The sequence below is a fragment of the Micromonospora sp. NPDC005305 genome, assembly GCF_040607315.1.
Classification (GTDB): Bacteria; Actinomycetota; Actinomycetes; order Mycobacteriales; family Micromonosporaceae; genus Micromonospora.
In genome coordinates this window covers 1-19,489 of sequence record NZ_JBEXGL010000043.1, presented here as the reverse complement: position 1 = coordinate 19,489, position 19,489 = coordinate 1, and the positions used below count along the sequence as shown (strand labels likewise).

15 protein-coding genes are annotated in these 19,489 nt (G+C 71.5%); 6 read left to right on the top strand and 9 right to left on the bottom strand.

Features of this window, described 5'->3' with window-relative positions; genetic code table 11:
• Positions 1 to 205: 205 nt before the first annotated feature.
• Positions 206 to 1,069: an aminoglycoside phosphotransferase family protein gene (locus ABZS80_RS32965; RefSeq protein ID WP_355062077.1), complete on the top strand. Its 864-nt coding sequence runs from the start codon at positions 206 to 208 to the stop codon at positions 1,067 to 1,069.
• Between the two features lie 97 nt (positions 1,070 to 1,166).
• Here ABZS80_RS32965 and ABZS80_RS32960 read toward each other — a convergent pair whose 3' ends face one another.
• Both ABZS80_RS32960 and ABZS80_RS32955 read right to left on the bottom strand, forming a co-directional pair.
• Positions 1,167 to 2,048 (bottom strand): IS5 family transposase, encoded by an 882-nt coding sequence (locus ABZS80_RS32960; RefSeq protein ID WP_355062075.1) that lies wholly within the window; start codon positions 2,046 to 2,048, stop codon positions 1,167 to 1,169.
• A 51-nt stretch (positions 2,049 to 2,099) separates the two neighbouring features.
• Entirely contained in the window at positions 2,100 to 2,738 is a 639-nt protein-coding gene (locus ABZS80_RS32955) for a winged helix-turn-helix domain-containing protein (RefSeq protein WP_355062073.1), read from the bottom strand.
• 243 nt (positions 2,739 to 2,981) lie between these two features.
• Between ABZS80_RS32955 and ABZS80_RS32950 the strand changes: the two genes are divergently transcribed.
• Positions 2,982 to 7,391, top strand: coding sequence for a S8 family serine peptidase (locus ABZS80_RS32950; RefSeq protein WP_355062071.1), 4,410 nt, complete (start codon positions 2,982 to 2,984; stop codon positions 7,389 to 7,391).
• A gap of 127 nt (positions 7,392 to 7,518) precedes the next feature.
• Here the strand turns inward: ABZS80_RS32950 and ABZS80_RS32945 are convergent, their stop codons facing one another.
• The 3 genes from ABZS80_RS32945 to ABZS80_RS32935 form a co-directional block, all read right to left on the bottom strand.
• Complete coding sequence (locus ABZS80_RS32945) at positions 7,519 to 8,049, bottom strand: winged helix-turn-helix domain-containing protein (RefSeq protein WP_355062069.1); 531 nt, start codon at positions 8,047 to 8,049, stop codon at positions 7,519 to 7,521.
• A gap of 265 nt (positions 8,050 to 8,314) precedes the next feature.
• Positions 8,315 to 8,776 carry a GNAT family N-acetyltransferase gene (locus tag ABZS80_RS32940; protein ID WP_355062068.1) on the bottom strand — a complete coding sequence of 154 codons (462 nt, stop codon included), beginning with the start codon at positions 8,774 to 8,776 and terminating at the stop codon, positions 8,315 to 8,317.
• 50 nt (positions 8,777 to 8,826) lie between these two features.
• A complete protein-coding gene (locus tag ABZS80_RS32935; protein WP_355062066.1) occupies positions 8,827 to 9,240 on the bottom strand; it encodes a hypothetical protein in 414 nt (137 codons plus the stop codon).
• 162 nt (positions 9,241 to 9,402) lie between these two features.
• On the opposite strand from ABZS80_RS32935, the gene ABZS80_RS32930 reads away from it, so the two are divergent.
• Both ABZS80_RS32930 and ABZS80_RS32925 read left to right on the top strand, forming a co-directional pair.
• A complete protein-coding gene (locus ABZS80_RS32930; RefSeq protein ID WP_355062064.1) occupies positions 9,403 to 9,918 on the top strand; it encodes a DinB family protein in 516 nt (171 codons plus the stop codon).
• Positions 9,919 to 9,949: 31 nt separating this feature from the next.
• Positions 9,950 to 12,439: a P-loop NTPase fold protein gene (locus ABZS80_RS32925; protein WP_355062062.1), complete on the top strand. Its 2,490-nt coding sequence runs from the start codon at positions 9,950 to 9,952 to the stop codon at positions 12,437 to 12,439.
• 78 nt (positions 12,440 to 12,517) lie between these two features.
• Here the strand turns inward: ABZS80_RS32925 and ABZS80_RS32920 are convergent, their stop codons facing one another.
• Positions 12,518 to 14,101: a DHA2 family efflux MFS transporter permease subunit gene (locus ABZS80_RS32920; protein ID WP_355062060.1), complete on the bottom strand. Its 1,584-nt coding sequence runs from the start codon at positions 14,099 to 14,101 to the stop codon at positions 12,518 to 12,520.
• A gap of 163 nt (positions 14,102 to 14,264) precedes the next feature.
• A complete protein-coding gene (locus ABZS80_RS32915; RefSeq protein WP_355062058.1) occupies positions 14,265 to 15,197 on the bottom strand; it encodes an AraC family transcriptional regulator in 933 nt (310 codons plus the stop codon).
• A gap of 81 nt (positions 15,198 to 15,278) precedes the next feature.
• On the opposite strand from ABZS80_RS32915, the gene ABZS80_RS32910 reads away from it, so the two are divergent.
• Positions 15,279 to 15,779, top strand: a complete 501-nt coding sequence (locus ABZS80_RS32910) for an anthrone oxygenase family protein (RefSeq protein WP_355062056.1) — start codon at positions 15,279 to 15,281, stop codon at positions 15,777 to 15,779.
• A 12-nt stretch (positions 15,780 to 15,791) separates the two neighbouring features.
• Here ABZS80_RS32910 and ABZS80_RS32905 read toward each other — a convergent pair whose 3' ends face one another.
• The gene (locus ABZS80_RS32905) at positions 15,792 to 16,331 is read right to left on the bottom strand and encodes a DUF305 domain-containing protein (protein WP_355062079.1); all 540 of its coding nucleotides are present in this window, start codon (positions 16,329 to 16,331) and stop codon (positions 15,792 to 15,794) included.
• A gap of 92 nt (positions 16,332 to 16,423) precedes the next feature.
• The gene (locus ABZS80_RS32900; protein WP_355062054.1) at positions 16,424 to 17,170 is read right to left on the bottom strand and encodes a lytic polysaccharide monooxygenase; all 747 of its coding nucleotides are present in this window, start codon (positions 17,168 to 17,170) and stop codon (positions 16,424 to 16,426) included.
• A 244-nt stretch (positions 17,171 to 17,414) separates the two neighbouring features.
• Here ABZS80_RS32900 and ABZS80_RS32895 point away from each other — a divergent pair.
• Positions 17,415 to 19,489 (top strand): cellulose binding domain-containing protein (locus tag ABZS80_RS32895; RefSeq protein ID WP_355062052.1); only part of this gene is annotated, 2,075 nt, incomplete at its 3' end.

Sequence of the window (19,489 nt, the reverse complement as noted above, 5' to 3'; positions counted from 1 at the left end):
CGCTCGTCATCGGACAGTTCCACCACACCACGCGGACGACCAGCCACCCCGACAGCCTACTATCTGCCGGCGAAATAACGACTCAGGACACTAGGGGGTGTCCGGCGGATCATGTGATGGCCTTGCACGGCTCAGCCATTTCCTTGACTGGCTTCCAAGCGCACCGGGGTGCGGTCGTAGGGTTCTCGCTGTGACAGTTCACCGAATGCCCGCTGCGGAGGTTCCAGTCTCTGTCGAACTGGTGCGCCGTCTGCTCGATCAGCAGCACCCCGATCTAGCGGACTTGCCGGTCGAGGTTCTGGCCAACGGCTGGGACAACCTTGTGTGTCGGCTTGGTGAGGAGTTCCTGGTCCGGTTGCCGCGGCGCGCCATGGCCGCCGAACTCGTCGCGCACGAGCAGCGGTGGTTGCCGGAGTTGGCCGGCCGCCTGCCGTTGCCGGTGCCAGCGCCGGTGCGTGTCGGGCAGCCGACGACTCAGTACCCGTGGTCATGGAGTGTCGTGCCGTTTTTCCCGGGCCGGATCGCGGCGCGGTCGGAGCCCGACGACCTCTGGTCGGCCGCGGCGACGCTCGGCGGTTTCTTGGGCGCGCTGCATGCCCCGGCTCCTTCGGAGGCACCCGTCAACCCGTTTCGCGGGATTCCACTGGCCGGGCGCGCCGAGGGAGTCCTGACCGGGCTGGCGCACGTCGATCCGGCTGACCGTGCCGTCGCACTGCGGATCTGGGAGGCGGCCACCGCTACACCTGCTTGGGATGGTCCGCCGCTGTGGCTGCACGGGGACCTGCACCCGGCCAACATCCTGGTCGACCGCGGCCGAATCAGCGCCGTGATCGACTTCGGTGACATCACCTCGGGCGATCCGGCCACCGACCTGTCCGTGGCCTGGATGCTGTTCACGGCGGAGCAGCGTGCTGCTCTTCGACAGACGTATGGCCGCGCAGACGACGCGACCTGGGAGCGGTCGCGTGGGTGGGCGCTTGTCCTGTCCCTGGTCTTCCTGACGCACTCGGCGGACAACCCGCTGATGCGCGGCATCGGCGAGCGCGCCTTCCGTGCGGTGCTGAATTAGCAGCCGACCTCCAGGTACTACATGGCAGAGCATGACGCCGTAGGCTCCAGGGCGCTTGACTTGCAGTAGCGGCCCAGGGGGCTGGACGGCGGGCTGATCAGGTCTTAATCCAGAGACGGATCGAGGCCGCGGTAACGGTGCCGTGGAAGACATAGGCTCGCTTGTCAAAGCGCGTCGCCACCGCCCGGAAGTGCTTGAGCTGGTTGATCGTGCGCTCGACCTCGTTGCGGCGCCGGTACATCTGTTTGTCGAAGCCGGCGGGCCGTCCTCCTTTGCTGCCGCAGCGACGACGGTTCGCCCGCTGGTCCTTCGGCTCGGGGATGGTGTGCTTGATCTGACGTCTGCACAGGTAGCGGCGATTGCGGCGGGAGCTGTACGCCTTATCGCCGCCGAGGTGGTCCGGCCGCGTCCGGGGACGCCCGCCGCCAGGGCGCTTCACCTGGATGCGTTCCAGCACCGGGATGAGCTGGGGGCTGTCGCCCCACTGGCCGGGAGTGATCAGCAGGGCCAGCGGCCGGAGGCCGCCCTCCCCGGCGAGATGGATCTTGCAGGTGAGGCCGCCGCGTGAACGGCCGAGTCCCTCATCGGGCCGGTGCTGGCGAGGAACCGACCGTCTCTTCGGGATCAGGGGCGCGCTGCGTGGTGCCCCGGCCGCATGCTGGTGAGCCCGGCACGAGGTGGAATCCACGCTCACTATGCTCCAGTCGATCTGCCCTTCGGCGTCGGCATCGGCCAGGACAGCCTGGAGAATCCGATCCCAGGTCCCTTCCGCGGACCAGCGGCGATGGCGCTCGTACACCGTCTTCCAGTTCCCGAACCGCTCGGGCAGGTCCCGCCATGGGACGCCGGTGCGGATCCGGAACAGGATCCCGTTGATCACCCTCCGGTGATCACTCCATCGCCCGCCCCGGCGACCCGGCTTCGGCAGATGCCGTGCGAGTCGTGCCCACTCATCGTTCGTCAGATCACCCCGCCCCACGACCAGAACGATGGTCCAGGGGCCAGACGGTCATGATCCGCCGGACAGACCCTAGCGGCCGTCCGACGGGTGGCCCGTGCCCTGCGCCCGGGGGTGCCGGTGGTCGGTCAGCCGGAGTCCGACGCCGCGCACCGCGACGACCGTGACGCCCGTGCCCAGCTGGTCGAGCTTGCGGCGCAGCCGCTTGACCAGGGACTGCACGTCGGCCTTGTGTTGCAGCCCCTCGTCGTGCCAGACGGAGCGGTGCAGCTCGGCGTAGCTCCAGACCCGGACCGGCTCGGTGGTCAGGCAGGCCAGCAGGTCGCGTTCGAGGCGGGTGAGGACGACCTCCCGGTCCGCCCACCGGGCGGTGGAGCGGGCGGCGTCGATCACCAGCGTGTCGTCCGGCGCCGCTGGGGTCGCGGTGGCGGCCGGCGGTGGCGGCGCGGCGGGGTCCGCCGGTGACCCGGCGGGTGTGAGCAGCTTGCGCAGTTCGTCGAGGTCGGCGACCAGGAGCAGGGGCGCGACGCCGTCGAGGAGTTCGGTGAGGCGGATCCGTTCGGCCGGTGACGCCGTCACCCCGATCACCAGCGGGAACGGATGGTCCACCGGGTCGAGGCCACCGGTGGCCCCGCTCGTGTCCTTCTCGGTCATCGTCACCCCCGCCCGGAGCAACCAGCGGCAGAAACTGCCGCTCTCGAGAATCGCCATGACAGTCAATGTCAACCGGGCCGACCGACGGGGGCCTGTTGGTGACATGTTGCTCACGTAGAGTGCTTGATCGCGCTTTCCTGTCGATCATAGTGTCCACTCAGGCAGCCGGCGTAGACCCGCACGGCGCCTAGGGGGCTTGGGGGGCTCGTTCAAACCGATGTGATCCGACGGGAGAGGGGTCTCCTGCGCCTTCCGCCATGGCTCGACCATCCGCGGGTCGTTCTGGAGGAGGCAGCACCGATGCTGAGACGTCCACACAGGAGGGGCCTGGCCGGTCGGCTGGTGAGCGCGGGCGCGGCCCTGGTTCTCGCCGCGACCGCCATGGCCGCCACCGGCACAGGCGCACAGGCTGCGCAGACCGGAACGGGAACCGGCGCATCCGCCGGTGACAAGATCCGCCCCGAAGTCACCCGGCAGCTCCAGGGCAAGAGCGAGGGCGACTTCTGGATCCACTTCGGCGCCAAGGCCGACCTGGGCAAGGCCGGTGCCGCCAAGGACTGGGCCAAGCGGGGCACCGCGGTCGCCGACGCGCTGAAGAAGACCGCCGCCGACAGCCAGGCGAAGATCCGCGCCGAGCTCGACCGCTCGGGCACGAAGTACCAGACCTTCTGGGCGACCAACGCCATCAAGGTCACCGACGGTTCGCTCACCATGGCGCAGAACTTCGCCGCCCACGCCGAGGTGGACGGCATCTACGCCCCGGTCGAGTACAAGCTGCCCGAGGTCACCCAGGGCACCGACGAGAAGTCGGTGAACGCCCTGGAGTGGGGCATCGCGAACATCAACGCCGACGACGTCTGGTCCCAGTACGGGGTCAAGGGCGCCGGCATCACCGTGGCGAGCATCGACAGCGGCGTCCAGTTCGACCACCCGGCGCTGGTCAACTCGTACCGCGGCAACAACGGTGACGGCACCTTCGACCACAACTACAACTGGTTCGACGCCGCCGGCACCTGTGCCACCGCGCCGTGCGACGAGGACGGCCACGGCACGCACACGATGGGCACCATGGCCGGCTCCGACGGCGCCAACCAGATCGGCGTCGCCCCCGAGGTCAGGTGGATCGCCGCGAACGGGTGCTGCCCGACCGACGCCGCCCTGATCTCCTCCGGTCAGTGGATGCTGGAGCCCACCGACCTCAACGGGCAGAACCCGGACGCCAGCAAGCGGCCGAACATCATCAACAACTCGTGGGGCACCACGTTGCCCTCCACCGAGCCGTTCATGGAGGACGTGACCGACGCCTGGACCGCCTCGGGCATCTTCGGCACCTGGTCCAACGGCAACAACGGGCCCGCCTGCCAGACCAGCGGCTCGCCGGGCAGCCTGGCCAGCAACTACTCGGCCGGCGCGTACGACATCAACAACAACATCGCCAGCTTCTCCTCCCGCGGCGCCGGGCAGAACGGCGAGATCAAGCCGAACCTGTCGGCCCCCGGGGTGAACGTCCGGTCCAGCGTGCCGGACAACTCCTACGCCAGTTACAGCGGCACCTCGATGGCGGCGCCGCACCTCGCCGGGACGATCGCGCTGCTCTGGTCGGCGGCGCCCACGCTCGTCGGTGACGTCACGGCGACCCGCGCGCTGCTGAACGACACGGCGGTGGACAAGGCCGACACCCAGTGCGGCGGCACCACGGACGACAACAACGTCTACGGTGAGGGCCGGCTGGACGCGCTCGCCCTGCTCAACGCCGCACCGATCGGCGACAACGGCACCCTGGCCGGAAAGGTGACCGACTCGGCCACCGGCGCCCCGATCGCCGGCGCCACCATCGCCCTGACCGGTCCGGCGACCCGCTCGCTGACCACCGCCACCGACGGGACGTACTCGTCGCTGCTGCCGGCCGGCGACTACCAGGTCACCGTCTCGGCGTTCGGCTACCAGACCAGGACGCTCTCGGCGACGGTGACCAAGAACGTGACCACGACGCTCGACGTCGCGCTGACCGCCGTGCCGAGCGTCACCGTCAGCGGTCAGGTCACCGACGGCTCCGGACACGGCTGGCCGCTCTACGCGAAGGTGAGCGTCGAGGGTCTCCCCGTCTCCGACTACACCACTCCCGCCAACGGCCGCTACAGCCTGAAGCTGCCGGCCGGGGCGACCTACCGGCTCAAGGTCGAGTCGCAGTACCCGGGCTACCCGACCCTGACCAAGGAGGTCGTGGTCGGCTCGGGCAACACCACCAGCAACATCGCCGTGCCGGTCGATCCGAACGCGTGCACCGCGGCGCCCGGCTACACCAACAGCTCCGACGGCGAGTACGAGACCTTCGACGGCGCCAGCGTGCCCGACGGCTGGTCCGTCGTGGACAACGCCGGCACCGGCCAGGTCTGGAAGTTCAACGACAGCGGTGACCGGGGCAACCTGACCGGCGGCTCGGGCGGGTTCGCCATCATCGACAGCGACGACTACGGCAGCGGTGGCCGGCAGGACACCTCGCTGGTGAGCCCCGTCGTCAACCTGACCGACGTCGCCGCACCGGTGATCCGGTTCAACCAGGACTTCAACTGGCTGGGCTCCGACCGGGCGGACGTCGACCTGAGCCTCGACGGCGGCACCACGTGGAGCAACGTGCTCCGGCAGGCGGCCGACGTGCGCGGGCCGAGGGTCACCGAGGTGCCCATCCCGCAGGCGGCGGGCCAGGCACAGGTCCAGGTCCGGTTCCACTACTACGACGCCTCCTGGGAATGGTGGTGGCAGGTCGACAACGTGCTGATCGGCAGCAAGATCGTCTGCAAGCCGGTCGACGGCGGCCTGGTGCTCGGCCACGTCCGGGACAAGAACGACAACGGCTACGTCAACGGCGCCACCGTCACGAGTGACGACCGCCCGGCGGAGAAGGCCACCACGGTGGCGACCCCGGACGACACCGAGCTCCCCGACGGCTTCTACTGGATGTTCTCGTCGCTGACCGGCCGGCACCCGTTCACCGCCAGGGCCGGCAACTACGTCAGCCAGACCAAGCAGGTCGTCGTCGAGACCGACTGGGCGACGGCGGCGAACTTCCAGCTGGCCGCGGGCCGGCTGGCCGTGCAGCCGACGTCGGTGACCGGCACGGTCCGGATGCCCACCGGCAAGGTCACCAGGACCTTCACGGTGACCAACACGGGCGGGGCCCCGGTCACCGCCGAGTTCAGCGAGCAGGACGGTGGGTTCGTGCTGCAGCGGGCCGACGGCTCCCAGCTGTCCGAGCAGAAGCTGCTCGGCTCGACCGGCGCGCCGGTCCAGCGGCTCACCACCCCGACGTCGCTCGCCGCCCGCCCGTCCGGCAAGTCGGCCACCGCGGCCGCCGCGCCGGCCGGTCCCCAGGCGGAGCCCTGGACGAACATCGCCAACTACCCGGCCAACGTGATGGACAACCGGGTGGTGAACCTCGACGGCAAGATCTACTCGATCGCCGGCGGTGACGGCACCACGTCCAGCGCGAAGAACTACGTGTACGACCCGATCGCCCAGACCTGGACGGCGATCGCCGACCTCCCCGCCGCCCGCAACGCCATGACGGTCGGGGTCGTCGACGGCAGGATCATCGCCACCGGCGGCTGGGGCGCCGCCGGACCGGACGGCACCACCTGGTCGTACGACCCGGCGGCCAACACCTGGACGAAGAAGGCCGACAACCCCGCGCCGCGGGCCGCCGCCGGTCAGGCCGTCGCGGACGGCAAGCTGTACGCCGTCGGCGGCTGCACCACGGCCAGCTGCCTGCCGATGTCCAACTCGGTGGTCCGCTACGACCCGGGCACCGACGCCTGGGAGACCCTGCCGAACTACCCGAAGTCGGTGGCGTTCGCGTCCTGCGGCGGGATCGGCGGCACGGTCTACTGCACCGGCGGCAACGACGGTTCCGTCGCGCAGAAGGCCAGCTACGCGTTCGACCCGGGCGCCAACGCCTGGACCGCCGTCGCCGACGCACCGGCCGACAACTGGGCCAGCTCGTTCGCCGTCGCGAACGGCAAGCTCCTGGTGGTCGGTGGCTCGCAGGGCGGCGCCATCACCAACGCCGGCTTCGCGTACGACCCGGCCACCGACTCGTGGGCGAACCTGCCCAACGCCAACACCCCCCGCTACCGCGGCGGTGCGGCGTGCGGCTTCTACAAGATCGGTGGTTCCTCGGGCAGCTTCAACGCCACGAAGGACAGCGAGGTGCTGCCCGGCCTCGAGGAGTGCGCCGAGGGGCCGGCGGACGTCAGCTGGCTGACCATCGACAAGTCGAAGGTCACCCTGGCGCCCGGTGAGAAGGTCACGGTCACCGTCGGCATGACGGCCAACGTGGACCAGCCGGGCACCTACTCGGCGTCGGTCGCGATCAAGGAGAACACGCCGTACACCGTGCCGCCGGTGGCGGTCACGATGATCGCGCAGCCGCCGACCAGCTGGGGCAAGCTGATGGGTACGGTCTCGGGCCGGAGCTGCCAGGGCGCCGTCGCACCGCTTCCCGGCGCGGTCGTCCAGGTCGACTCGTGGGCGATGTCCTGGACGTTCGCCACGGACGCCGACGGCAAGTACGCCTACTGGATGGACCGGCGCAACAACCCGCTCAGCATCATCGTCGCAAAGGACGGCTGGAAGCCCCAGACCCGCCAGACGAAGATCAACAACACCACGCCCACCGTGGAGGACTTCACCCTGTCCCCCATCCGCTGCTGACCTCTGACCGCCGACCGTCAGGTCCGGCCCGCCCGGTGTTCCTCACCGGGCGGGCCGGACCGCGTTCACGACTCTGATCAGAATCGGGCGCGGCCGTCGGCACGCGCGCCGAGGGCCGCGTGCGCGGTCAGGACGACGCGAGGCGGAAGCCGATGCCGCGTACCGCGAGGATCGTCGGTACCGCCCCCACGCGGCCGAGCTTGCGCCGCACCCGGCGCACCACCGAGTGCATGTCGGAGCCGCGCCCCAGGTGGTCGTTGCCCCACACCGCCCGGTGCAGCTGCGCGTAGGTCCAGACCTGACCGGGTGTGCGGGCGAGGCAGACCAGGAAATCGTGCTCCAGCGGCGTCAACCCGACCTCACGCTCCCGCCATCGCAGGACGCGCCGGTCGGAGTCGACGTCCAGACCGGACACCGGCGGGCCGGCCGGCGGCGGGTCTTCGGCGACCGCGTCGCCGGCGGCAACCGGGTCGTGGATGGGGACCGCGTCGCGGGCGGTGGCCGGGCGCGTCACAGCGGGCGCGCGGAGCAGGTCGAGGAACCGCCGCGCCTGGTGCGCGCTGGAGACGATCAGGAACGTCTCGGTGCCGCCGAGCAGCTGGGCCAGCTGCCGGCGTTCCGCGGCCGAGGACGCGATACCGATGACCAAGGACGGCACCCCCGCCATCATCCGCCCTTCCGTTCCACCCTTTTCGTGAGGCTTTTTCCACGCCGCCGGACAATGACCGGTGAAAGCGCGGCACAGGCGGTGGGAATCGGCCGTCGGCGTGGGTGGATTCGGACGCGTGACGGCCGGCAGGCAGGAGAAATGTGCTGAAGCTGATGTTTTGTGAGGCGTTGCTGATCTGTTGATCGGCATCATATAGCCGCACAACGATGATTGGTATAGCAGTTAACGTCGATGTAACGGCGGCGGCACGAGTTCAATCAGCGGCAAGGGTGAGGTTGAGCAGTTCCAGTCCCGAAACCGGCCGGAAACCGACCTCGGCGTAGAGCGTCCGGGCGGGAGTGTTGTCGACCTCGGTCTGCAGGGACACCCGCAGTGCCCCGGCGGCCCGCGCCTCGTCGACGACGTGCTGGAGCAGGGCCTTCGCGACACCGCTGCGCCGATGGCGCGGGTGGACGTAGAGGTCGCGGATCAACCACGCGGCTCCCAGCAGCAGCGACGCCGGGGTGATCGCCGTCGTGATGAAACCGCAGATCTGATCGGCGCGGACGGCGGCGGCGACCGCGAGCCGGCGCTGTGCGACCTGGTCGTGCAGCCAGGCGCGGGTGCGCCGAGCCGACGGCGCCTGGCCGTAGTGCACCCGGTAGTCGTCGAAGAGAGCAGCCACCTGCGCGAATGCGTCCTGGCCCGGCGTCACCGGCGCGACCGTCGTGAGCATGCCGTCCAGTCTCGTCGAGGCCCACCCGCGGCGCCGCGGCGGCCCGGCGGCTACGCGGGCACGTCCTGCCAGAGCTCGTTGAAGGCGGTGCTGTCGAAGAAGGCGGTCCCCTCGACCACCTTGCCGTTCCGCATCCGCAGGAACCAGGCCACCGTGTCGGTGAACGTCGTGCCGATCGTGGTGGTGCCCGCGCCGTTCCACGCGACGATCACCGTGTCGGTGCTCGGGTCCTCGTGGATGCCCCGGATGAGCACGGGCCGGAAGGGGTTCTCGGCGGTGAAGCGCGCGTCGAAGGGGGTCAGCACCTCGTCGACGAACTGGCGGGCCGGATGGTACGTCCCGGCCGCCCTGGAGCGGCCCGTGATCTCCCACCGCATGTCCTCGGCGAAGATGCCGGTGATGCCGCCGGTGCCGGCGGACCAGGCGGCGAAGGCGTCCGCGACGATCTCCCGGTTGGCGGTCATCGGCGACTCCCCTTCTCGTCCTGCGCGGGCGCCCCCGGACCCTCGGCCGCCCCGCTCATTCTCTGCCGCCGCGTCCGCGGGCGGGGCGGCTTCGGCGCACCGTCCTCCCACCGGGGGCACCGCGCCCCGCCGGTACGCCCCCGCGCCACCTACCCTGAGCGCGTGGATCGGTGTGACGAGTGCCTGTTCGTCTATTCCGCGCTCGACGACGGGGAGGTGCCGCAACGGTTGCACGACCTGGCCGGGCGCTATCCGGCCGCCCTCCACGGGGTGCCGGACCCGCGCCGGCGGCCCGCGCCGGAGGTGTGGTCGCCGCTGGAGTACGCCTGCCACGTCCGGGACGTGTTCCGCGTGCAGGGTGAGCGGCTGGCCCTGGCGCTGCGCGTGGACGAGCCGGAGTTCCCGCCGATGGGCCGCGACGAACTGGTGGTCAGCGAGCGCTACAACACGCAGGACCCGGAGGTCGTCCTCGCCGACCTGGCCACGGCCGCTCACGGCTTCGCGGCCCGCTTCGCGGCGCTCGGCGCGACCGAACTGGCCCGCACCGGCGTCTACCCGTGGCCCCGGCGCGAGGCCCGGACGCTGCGCTGGCTCGGCCGGCACACGGTCCACGAGGCCCATCACCACCTGCTCGACATCCGGCGCGCCACCCTTGGCCGGCCTGCTCTCTGGGACTGACATCGCCCCTGGCGAAACGTACTGTCCTCGTGTGACGGACAACTGGCGGGTACGCGTCGCGGATTCCGAGGGACGTGTGCTGGGCGTTGGTGTCCTGATCGACCGGCAGCAGGTCATCACGCTGGACTACGTCGTCAGGGAACTCTCGACGAACGACGCACCGACAGACGCCCTTCAGGTTCTCTTCGTCGGCCCGGGCCCGGGGCGGGCGTACACCGCGACTCTCGCGGACGTGCATCGCGACGAGGGAGACGAGGCCGTCGGGATCGCCGTCCTCCGACTGGTCGAGCCGGCGCCGCCGGACGTCCTGGTCGCGCCTCTCGGCCGGTTCCAGCCGGACCGGCACCACCGGCTGCGGGTGTTCGGCTTCCCGCCCGGTTATTCAGAGGGTGTCTGGATTCGCTGCGAGGCGGCCGGCTTCAGTGGCGGGGGCGGCCGGTGGGTCCAGCTCGACCTCACGACAGCGGCGAAATTGGGACCGGGCTTCGCTGGCGCCGGGGTGATGGCGGACGACGGCGTGGTCGTCGGACTTGTTGTGGCGGCGGCGAGCGGTGGTGCCTTCGGGTGGATGGTGCCCATGGAGGAAATTGCCCGCCTGTGGCCCGAGTTCGCCGACCTGCTCGGTACTGGAGGGCTGGTGACCGTCCCGCCACCGGCCGAGATGGCGCGTCCCACAGGCGGCCCGGTCGGCAAGATCACCACGAAGGGCTTCGGTGACCGACCCGCCCGGGTCGACGCGCTTTCCCGATTGGCGCTGGTGGAGACGCTGGTCGAGCTCCTCGACCCGCCCGAGGGGTACACGGGACGAATCGAGAGTGGCCCCACCGTGATCGCCGTTGAGGGATCTTGGGGCACCGGCAAGTCATCGGTTATCGGGATGGCCAACGACCGGCTCCGCGCCCGGTATCCGGCCGACGCGCGCGTAGACCGGCGGACACGGCACCGCTGGGCGAACCGGCGACTGCGAGTCTGGGACGCGGACGTGGCGCTGGGCGCCTGGGCATCACTGGCGGCGGTGTTCCGCCGGATACACCGCCGTAGGCGGTCTTCCTCCTCCGGCGTGCCGCCCCGGGTGGTGACGGCCAACTTCAACCCGTGGTCCTTCCAGACGAGTGAGCAGGTCTGGGCCGGGTTGACCGATGCAATCATCCGGGCGGCCGACCCGGTGCTCTGCCCCGACGAGACGGTGCGCGACCGGGCTCGCGAACGCTACTGGTTCGGACGGAACGTCCGGGAACTCGACCGTCGGCGCTTGCAGAAGACCCTCCGCCAGCGGGTGCTGTCGCCGCTCCTGCGACTTGCGGTCTTCGCCCTGCCGGTCCCGTTGCTGGCTCAACTCCTTCGCGCACCCACGCCGTATGGGGTAGGACCGTGGAAGGTCTCGCCGGTGGACCTTTCGCTGTGGACGGTGGCCTGCCTCCTCGCGCTGGGACTGACCCACACCGCGTGGCGGTACCTGACCCACCCGGCCGCCGCACTGCTGCCAGTTGACCTCTTCACCCGACCGGTGGTCAGCGGAGCGGTGGCCGCGCAGACGGTCGGCTCAGCCGAGGCCGTGCTGCACGACCCGTACTATCGGGCCCGCTCGGGCTACCTCTACCTTGTCCAGCACGACGTGTTTGACGTGCTGGCGGCGGTGCGCAACGCTGGCAGCCGACTCGTGGTATGCATTGACGATCTTGACCGCTGTTCTCCGCGGACGACGGCAGACGTGTTCGAAGCCGTCAATGTATTCGCCGCACAGAGCTACCCCACGATGCGGTTCCTCATCGGGCTGGATGCCTCCGCCGTCGCCGCCCACCTCGACGCGGCGTACGACAAGCTGGCTGAACGGCACGCGAAGGAGCCGTTCGGAGCCGACCCCACGGTGGGCTGGAGCTATCTCCGGAAGCTCATTCAGCTTCCGGTGATCGTTCCCCGCACCACCCCCGCGCACGTGCTGCCGGTGCTTCGGCACCTACTCGGACCGGTGCGTCTGCCCGACGCCGAGGATGGGAACGTCCCGCTGACGGCGGATCCGCCTTCCGGGCCGCCAGAGATATCCGTAGCGACCGACAGCGGCAGCGGAAGGAATGCCGAAGCCAGGACGGCCGCCGTCGCCGCCCTGGAGGCTGAGCCTTCAGTGCGGGAGCGACTCGCCGAGCGTCTGGCTGCCCAACCGGACCTCTCGGTTCGGGAGGCCAAGCGAATCCTCACCGTTTGGCAGTTCTACGTCCGAGTCCTGGAACGCCCGCCGGGAGCCGACGGAGATCCCGTGGTTCGATCGCGTGACCTGGTGGTCCTCGCAGAGGTCGTCGCCCGTTGGCCGGCTTACCAGCGACGACTCCACCAGCGGATCGACGGCCGCCACGGCCTCCGGCTGCTCGCTGAGGCCGCCGACGACGAGGATGCGTGGGCCAGGACGGCCGAGCGGCTCGGGTTCGGACTGGATGACCGGCCCGCGTTCCTGGCCGACCTGCGCGATCTGCTGCTCCGGTATGACGGTGCGGCGGTTGCGGCCTTGGCCGAGCGGCTCACCTGAAGGCCGGCTTTCGGCCCTGGCACCGAGGCCACCGAGGGCCGGGCCGCCGAGGTGTTCCCCGGCGACCCGACCGGTGGATCAGTGGATCGGCACCGGCGTCCGCTGCTCCTCGCCCGTCCCGCCGTCGAGCAGGTGCGACGGCTCGCGACGGCGCGGCAGGAGCGCGGCCGGGATGAAGGTGAGCAGCACCAGCCCGAAGGCGACCCAGAAGGTGGTCGCGAAGGAGCCGGCCGCGAAGTCGAGCCCGCGCTCGATCAGCGACGGCGGCACCGGGAACTGCTGGAGCAGCTCCGGCCGCAGCTGCGAACCGATGGCCAGGCTGGCCTCGGTGACCGGCTTGCCGCTCGGGTCGGTCACGCCGGGGATCACCTCCGAGCCGTTCAGCCGGCTGGTGAGGATCACCGACATCACCGCGGCGCCGACCGAGCCGCCGATCTGCTGGAGGATGTTGACCAGCGTCGAGCCGCGGGCCACCTCGGCGGCGTGCAGCGTCTTCAGGGCCGAGGTCATGATCGGCATCATGGTGCCGCCCATGCCGAGGCCCATCACGAACAGCGAGCCGCAGAGCAGCCAGTAGGACGTGTGCGGGTCGACCTGGGTGAAGGTGAAGAACCCGGCAGCGATGAGCACCAGCGCGAACGGCACGGTCCGGCCGACGGGAACCTTGTCGGCCAGCATGCCGGCGATCGGCATGGTCAGCATCGCGCCGAGGCCCTGCGGCGCCATGAGCAGGCCGGCGGTCAGCGTCGACTCGCCACGGATCTGCAGGAAGTAGCTCGGGAAGAGCAGGCCCGCGCCCATGAACGCGATGATGAAGACGAACAGGGTCACCGTGGCGATGCTCAGGTTGCGGTTGCGGAACAGCCGCAGGTCGAGCAGCGGGTGCCGGGGCCGGAACGAGTAGAACACGAAGGCCACGACGAGCACGGCGCCGACCAGCATGGGCAGCCACACCTTGTTGTCGCGCACCGTGCCGGCCTCCGGCAGCGAGGAGACGCCGTAGAGGAAGAGTGCCAGGCCGGGCGAGAGCATCAGCATGCCGAGGAAGTCGAACGACTCCGACGGCTCGGGGTTGTCCTTCGGCAGGGCGAGCTGGGCGTAGATCAGCGCGACGACGCCGATCGGCAGGTTGATCAGGAAGATCCAGTGCCAGCTGGCGGTGTCGATCAGCCAGCCGCCGAGGATGGGACCGCCGATCGGGCCGAGCAGCATCGGGATGCCGAGGACGGCCATGAGCCGGCCGATCCGGTGCGGGCCGGCGGCCCGGGTCATGATCGTCATGCCGAGCGGCATGAGCATGCCGCCGCCGAGGCCCTGGACCACGCGCCAGGCGATGAGCTCACCGATCGAGTCGGCGGTGGCGCACAGCCCGGAGCCGATGGTGAACAGCGCGAGCGCCACCATGTAGAGGCGTTTGGTGCCGAACCGGTCGGCGGCCCACCCGCTGAGCGGGATCACCGTGGCCAGCGCGAGGGTGTAGCCGGTCATCGTCCACGCCACCCGGGCATAGGAGGCGTCGAACTCGTTCTGGAACGTCGGCAGCGCCACGCTGACGACCGTCACGTCGAGGATCGACATGATCGCACCGAGCACGACGACGCCGGCCACCTTGAGCACCGCGGCGTCGAGCTTGTTCGATGTCGCGACAGGTTGCTGGGTCACAAACAGTCTCCTGGTTCAGGTCCGGTCGGGGGCGCTGGCCGCGCCGCGCGCCGGTGAGGCGCGGGGTTGACGTGCGGTGGGGCGGCGTCCGGCAGGAAGCGTAGCCACGGGCTGCGACAGCGCGCGGCCGGTTTACCGGGATCGGCGGCGACGCGGGCCGGGCTCAGGCCGTGGCGCGGTGGTCGCGGGGATTGACGCCGCGGACCCGCTTGAAGGCGACGCTGAGCGCGAAAGGGCTGGTGTAGCCGACTCTGCGGGCGACCGCGGTGAGCGTCAGTTCGGTGTCGCGGAGCAGGTCGGCGGCGAGCGCGAGGCGCCAGTTGGTGACGAAGGTCATGGGCGGTTCGCCGACCAGTTCGGTGAACCGGCGGGCGAACGCGGCCCGGGAGGCGCCGGTGGCGGCGGCCAGGCCGGCCACCGTCCAGGCTCGGGCCGGGTCGTGCTGGACCAGCCGGACCGCGTGGCCGACCACCGGGTCGGCGTAGGCCCGGTACCAGCCGGGCGGCTGCGCGCCGGGGCGGGCCAGCCAGGTGCGCAGCACCCCGATGACGAGCAGGTCGAGCAACCGGTCCAGCACCGCCTCCTGCCCGGGTCCGTCCCGGTCCAGCTCCGCGGCGAGCAGCGCGACGACCGGCAGCTCACCGTCGGCGGCGGTCAGCACCACGAGGGGTGGCAGGGCCGCGAGCAGGCCGGCGCCGACCGCGCCACTGCTGGCGTACGTGCCGGTGAGCAGGGCTGTTCCGCCGTCCGGCCGGGTGCCCCAGGTGCGCAGGCCCAGCGCCATGGTCTGGGTCAGCTCCTGCCCGCCCAGGGTGGTGCACCGCTGCCCGGGGTGGATCACCACCTGCGGCGGGGTCTCCGGGTGGTCGGCCACCGTGTACGGGTCGGGCCCGCGCAGCACGGCCACGTCGCCCGGACGCAGCAGCGCGGGCGCGCCGCCGTCGGGCACCACCCAGGCGCTGCCCCGGACCACCGTGGTGACGCTCAGCGGCGCGGCGTCGCGGACCAGGATCGACCAGGGCGGGTCCATCACGGTACGCAGCAGGAACGCCTCCCGGGCCCGCAGCCCGCGGAGCACGTCGGCGAGCACGTCCACCCGGTGAGCGTAGACGCTCGCGTATGGTTCGGGGCGTTCCGGCCATGGAGCGTCCAGCGTTCCCGGTGTCCAATGGGCCCCATGACCGCTTCGAACATCCGGGCCGGCGTGCTGCTGCTGGCCACCGTGACGACGGGCCTGACGGCGGGGCTCTTCGCGGCCTTCGCGTACGCGGTGATGCCGGGCCTGGCCCGGGTCGACGACCGGGCGTTCGTCGCCGGCATGCGGTCGATCAACCAGGCCATCCTCAACGGCTGGTTCGCGCTCTGCTTCGGCGGCGCGCTGGTCTGCACCCTCGCGGCGCTCCTGCTGCACCTGCCCGCCCGGCTGCGCGGGCCGCTGCCCTGGCTGATCGCCGGCCTGGCGCTCTACGTGCTGGTGCTCGCGGTGACCGCCGCCGTGAACGTGCCGCTCAACGACCGGCTGGAGGCGGGGGCCGCCCGGCTGGCCGACCCGGCGGAGCTGCGGGCCACGTTCGAGAGCGCCTGGGTGCGCGGGAACGTGGTCCGGGCGGTGCTGAACACGGCCGCCTTCGGCTGCCTGGGCGTGGCGCTGCTGGTGGCCCGGTCGCTGCCCGGCTGACCGGCGTCCGGGTCACCGGGCGCGCAGCTTCGCCAGCAGCGCGACCTCGGCGGTGCGGGACCGTTCGATCCGGCCGGCGAGGTCGCGTACCCGGGCGCTCGTTCCGGCCTGGACCTGGGCGCGGGCCAGTTCGGCGGCGGTCCGCTGGTGCGCGCCGAGCACGTCGAGCAGCACCCGGTCGGCCTCGCCGGGCGGGGCGGCCCGCAGCCGGGCCAGCCCGGCGGCGGCGTCGCTGTGCCCGGAGTGGTCGTGCCGCTCGGCGGCCGCCGCCGCGGACGGGCCGGCCTCGCGCAGCCAGCCCCGCATGGTGGCCAGCTCGTCGGTCTCGGTGGCCCGGACGGCGGCGATCAGCGTGCGGATCTCGGGGTCGGTGGTGCGGTCGAGCCCGAGCTTCACGATGTCCAGGGTCTGCTCGGTGTGCGCCACCATCATGGCGAGGAAGAGCGCGTCGATGCCGCTGGTCGCGGTCTCGGCGGCCGGCCCGGGGCGGGTGGCGGCGGTCGGCGCCGGCTGGCCGGTGCAGCCGGCCGTGGCCAGCAGCACGGCCAGCAGGGCGGCGGCGAGCGGGCGACGCGGGCCGGGCCGCCGGTCGGGGGCACACCGGGTGGGTGCGGCGCACGCGGGGCGTGGCCGCACCCGTCCGGTCAGAGCTGGAGCCACAGCGCCGGCACGTTCGGCGGCTCCCAGCCCGGGATCGCGGTGTGCGCCTGGCGGCAGCGGTAGGTCAGGCCGTTGTAGGTGACCGTGTCCCCCACCTGGTAGGCGCGCCCGGCGGTCCAGGTGCCGCCGGGGGCCGGCGAGCTGGTCGGGGTGGGCCGGGGGGTCGGGGTCGTCGGCGCGGGGGTCGGCGTCGGGCTGGGCGTGGGGTTGCCGCCGCCGCCCCCGCCGATCTGGAGGTCGACGCAGGAGTAGAAGGCGTTCGCCGTGTCGGCGATGTTCCAGACGGCGAGGAGCTTCTGCCGGCCGGAGAAGCCGCCCAGGTTGACGGTGTGCGACACGGTGGCGCCGGGCTGGCGGCCGCCGCCGTCGACGACCGCGACCCGGGTGTTGCCGATCCAGTACTCCCAGTTGGACGTGGCGTGCCGGGCGGTGTTGACCCAGGTGAACGTCACCGAGCTGCCGACCGAGGTGGCGGGCCAGCCGCGGCTGTCGTCGTTGAGCACGGCGAACTGGGCGATGCCGGCGTGGCAGCTCTTGAGGCCCTTGGGGCCCTCGACGCTCTGCGGCTCGTACTTGATCTGGCCGCAGTCGGGCACCCGGTTCTGGGCGCAGAGCGCCTGGCGGCTGGGTGGCGACGAGACGTAGCCGTGGGCCTGGGCGGGAGCGGCTACCGCCAGGGTGGCGGTGACCGCACCCGTGGTGAGCAGCGGCAGGGTGATTCTTCGGCGCATGGCGGCAACTCCTTCGGGGCGGTGGGAGGAGATGTCAATGAACATAAATTAAACCTTGTTAACAGTAAAGACTCCTGTCTATAAATTAAGTCGCGTATCCGAGATCATCCTTGAGCGCTCCGGCGCCGGCATGGGATTCTGAGACGTCGATGGCTCTGCGCGGGGCCGACGTCGTTCCCAGGGCACCCGGACACCGGGAGGGCGACGCAGGACAGACGATCGCCCGACCTCGAAGGAACCCCGCATGAGCAGAACCTCCTCCACCCCGCGCCGCCTCACGGCGTACGCGGCGAGCCTGCTGCTCGCCCTCGCCGCGCCGGCCGCCGTCGGCCCGCCCGCCGCCGGCGCGGCCACCGACCCGGTGACGGTGACCGTGAACGCCCGCGCCGGGCTGGCCACCGTGCCGGACACCGCGCTCGGCCTCAACCACGCCATCTGGGACGCGCAGCTGGGCAGCACCGAGACGTCGGACCTGCTCCGGGCGGCCGGCGTGACGATGCTGCGCTACCCGGGCGGCTCGTACGCCGACATCTACCACTGGCGGACGCACACCGCGCCCGGCGGCTACGTCGCCCCCGACACCGACTTCGACACCTTCATGGCCGCGGCCCGGCGGGTCGGCGCGGAGCCGATGATCATCGCCAACTACGGCACCGGCACCCCGGCCGAGGCCGCCGACTGGGTGCGGTACGCCAACGTCACCAAGGGCTACGACGCGACCTGGTGGACCGTCGGCAACGAGAACTACGGCAACGGCCACTACGGCTCGGCCTGGGAGGCCGACGACCACCCCGACAAGAGCGCCACCCAGTACGCCCGGCTGGTCGTCGAGTACGCCGACGCCATGAAGGCGGTCGACCCGGGCATCAAGGTCGGCGCGGTGCTCACCATGCCGGGCAACTGGCCCGACGGGCTGACCGCCGGCGCGGACCCCGGCCCCTGGAACCAGACAGTGCTCTCCCTCGCCGGCCCGAAAATCGACTTCGTGGACGTGCACTGGTACCCGGGCGGCACCGCCGCCGAGTCCCTCACCCGGACCAGCCACCTCCCCGACGCCGCCTGGCTGCTGCGCCAGCAGATCGCCCGCTACGCCGGCCCGGACGCCGGCCGGATCGGGATCAGCTTCACCGAGCTGAACGTCGGCGCCGGCCAGAACACCCAGCCGGGCGCGCTCTTCCTGGCCGACGCCTACAGCGGGCTGCTGGAACAGGGTGTCTTCACCGTGCAGTGGTGGAACACGCACAACGGGATCGGCACGGTCTCGCAGGTCGCCGGGCAGACCGACTACGGCGACTTCGGGCTGCTGTCCAGCGGCGGCTGCACGGCCGACGGGTCGGTCTGCGAGCCGCCGTTCAACACGCCGTTCGCGCCGTACCACGGGTTGTCCATGATGAACCTCTTCGCCCGGGCGGGCGACCAGTTCGTCCGCGCCGGCACCGACCAGCCGCTGGTCACCGCGCACGCGGCCCGCCGGCCCGACGGCAGCCTGGCGGTCCTGCTGCTGAACAAGGACCCGGACACCGCGTACCCGGTGGCCCTCGACTACGCCGGCTTCACCCCGGCGGACGAGGCGCCGACCGTGCACACCCTGACCAACGGCGCGGGCGGAGTGGCCACCGGCCGCTCCGGCGACGCGACCAGCCGGACCCTGCCGCCGTACTCGCTGACCACGCTCGTGCTGCGCCCCGCCGGTGTGGTCGCCGGCCGGCCCGCCGCGCCGGGCCGGCCCACCGCGGGCGCGGTCACCGACCGGACGGCGACGATCTCCTGGCCGCCGGCCGCGCCCGGCGGCGCCCCGATCGCCAAGTACGAGGTGTACCGGCAACACGGGGCGGTCAGCGAGCAGCTCGGCGAGACGAGCCGCACGTCGCTCACGGTCGGCAACCTCGAACCCGGCACGCGGTACACGGTCAACGTGCTCGCCCGGGACACCGCGGGCCGGGTCTCCTGGTCCTCCCCGCCGCTCACCTTCGTCACCGGCAGTCCAACCGCCAGCACCTGCGCCGTGCGTTTCCACCCGGACACCGACTGGGGCAACGGTTACGTGGCGACCGTCGACATCGTGAACACCGGCCCGAGCGCGATCGACGGCTGGACGCTCACCTGGACCTGGCCCACCGCCTGGCAGCAGGTGAGCAGCGGCTGGAGCGCCAACTGGTCGCAGGTGGGGACCCGGGTCACGGCGACCAGCACCGCCGACAACCGCCGGCTGGCCGCCGGTGGACAGGAGGGCTTCGTCAACTTCAACGCCGGCACGCTGGGCACCTCGATGGTCGAGGGGCGGATCGTGCAGGGCGTGGTGGTCGGCGACGGCTCCGA

What these genes read in the sequence shown, in the direction of transcription:
- ABZS80_RS32965 (WP_355062077.1), top strand. Translation starts at nt 206, where the DNA reads ATGCCCGCTGCGGAGGTTCCAGTCTCTGTCGAACTGGTGCGCCGTCTG.
- ABZS80_RS32955 (WP_355062073.1), bottom strand. Translation starts at nt 2,738, where the DNA reads ATGGCGATTCTCGAGAGCGGCAGTTTCTGCCGCTGGTTGCTCCGGGCG.
- ABZS80_RS32950 (WP_355062071.1), top strand. Translation starts at nt 2,982, where the DNA reads ATGCTGAGACGTCCACACAGGAGGGGCCTGGCCGGTCGGCTGGTGAGC.
- ABZS80_RS32940 (WP_355062068.1), bottom strand. Translation starts at nt 8,776, where the DNA reads ATGCTCACGACGGTCGCGCCGGTGACGCCGGGCCAGGACGCATTCGCG.
- ABZS80_RS32935 (WP_355062066.1), bottom strand. Translation starts at nt 9,240, where the DNA reads ATGACCGCCAACCGGGAGATCGTCGCGGACGCCTTCGCCGCCTGGTCC.
- ABZS80_RS32910 (WP_355062056.1), top strand. Translation starts at nt 15,279, where the DNA reads ATGACCGCTTCGAACATCCGGGCCGGCGTGCTGCTGCTGGCCACCGTG.
- ABZS80_RS32900 (WP_355062054.1), bottom strand. Translation starts at nt 17,170, where the DNA reads ATGCGCCGAAGAATCACCCTGCCGCTGCTCACCACGGGTGCGGTCACC.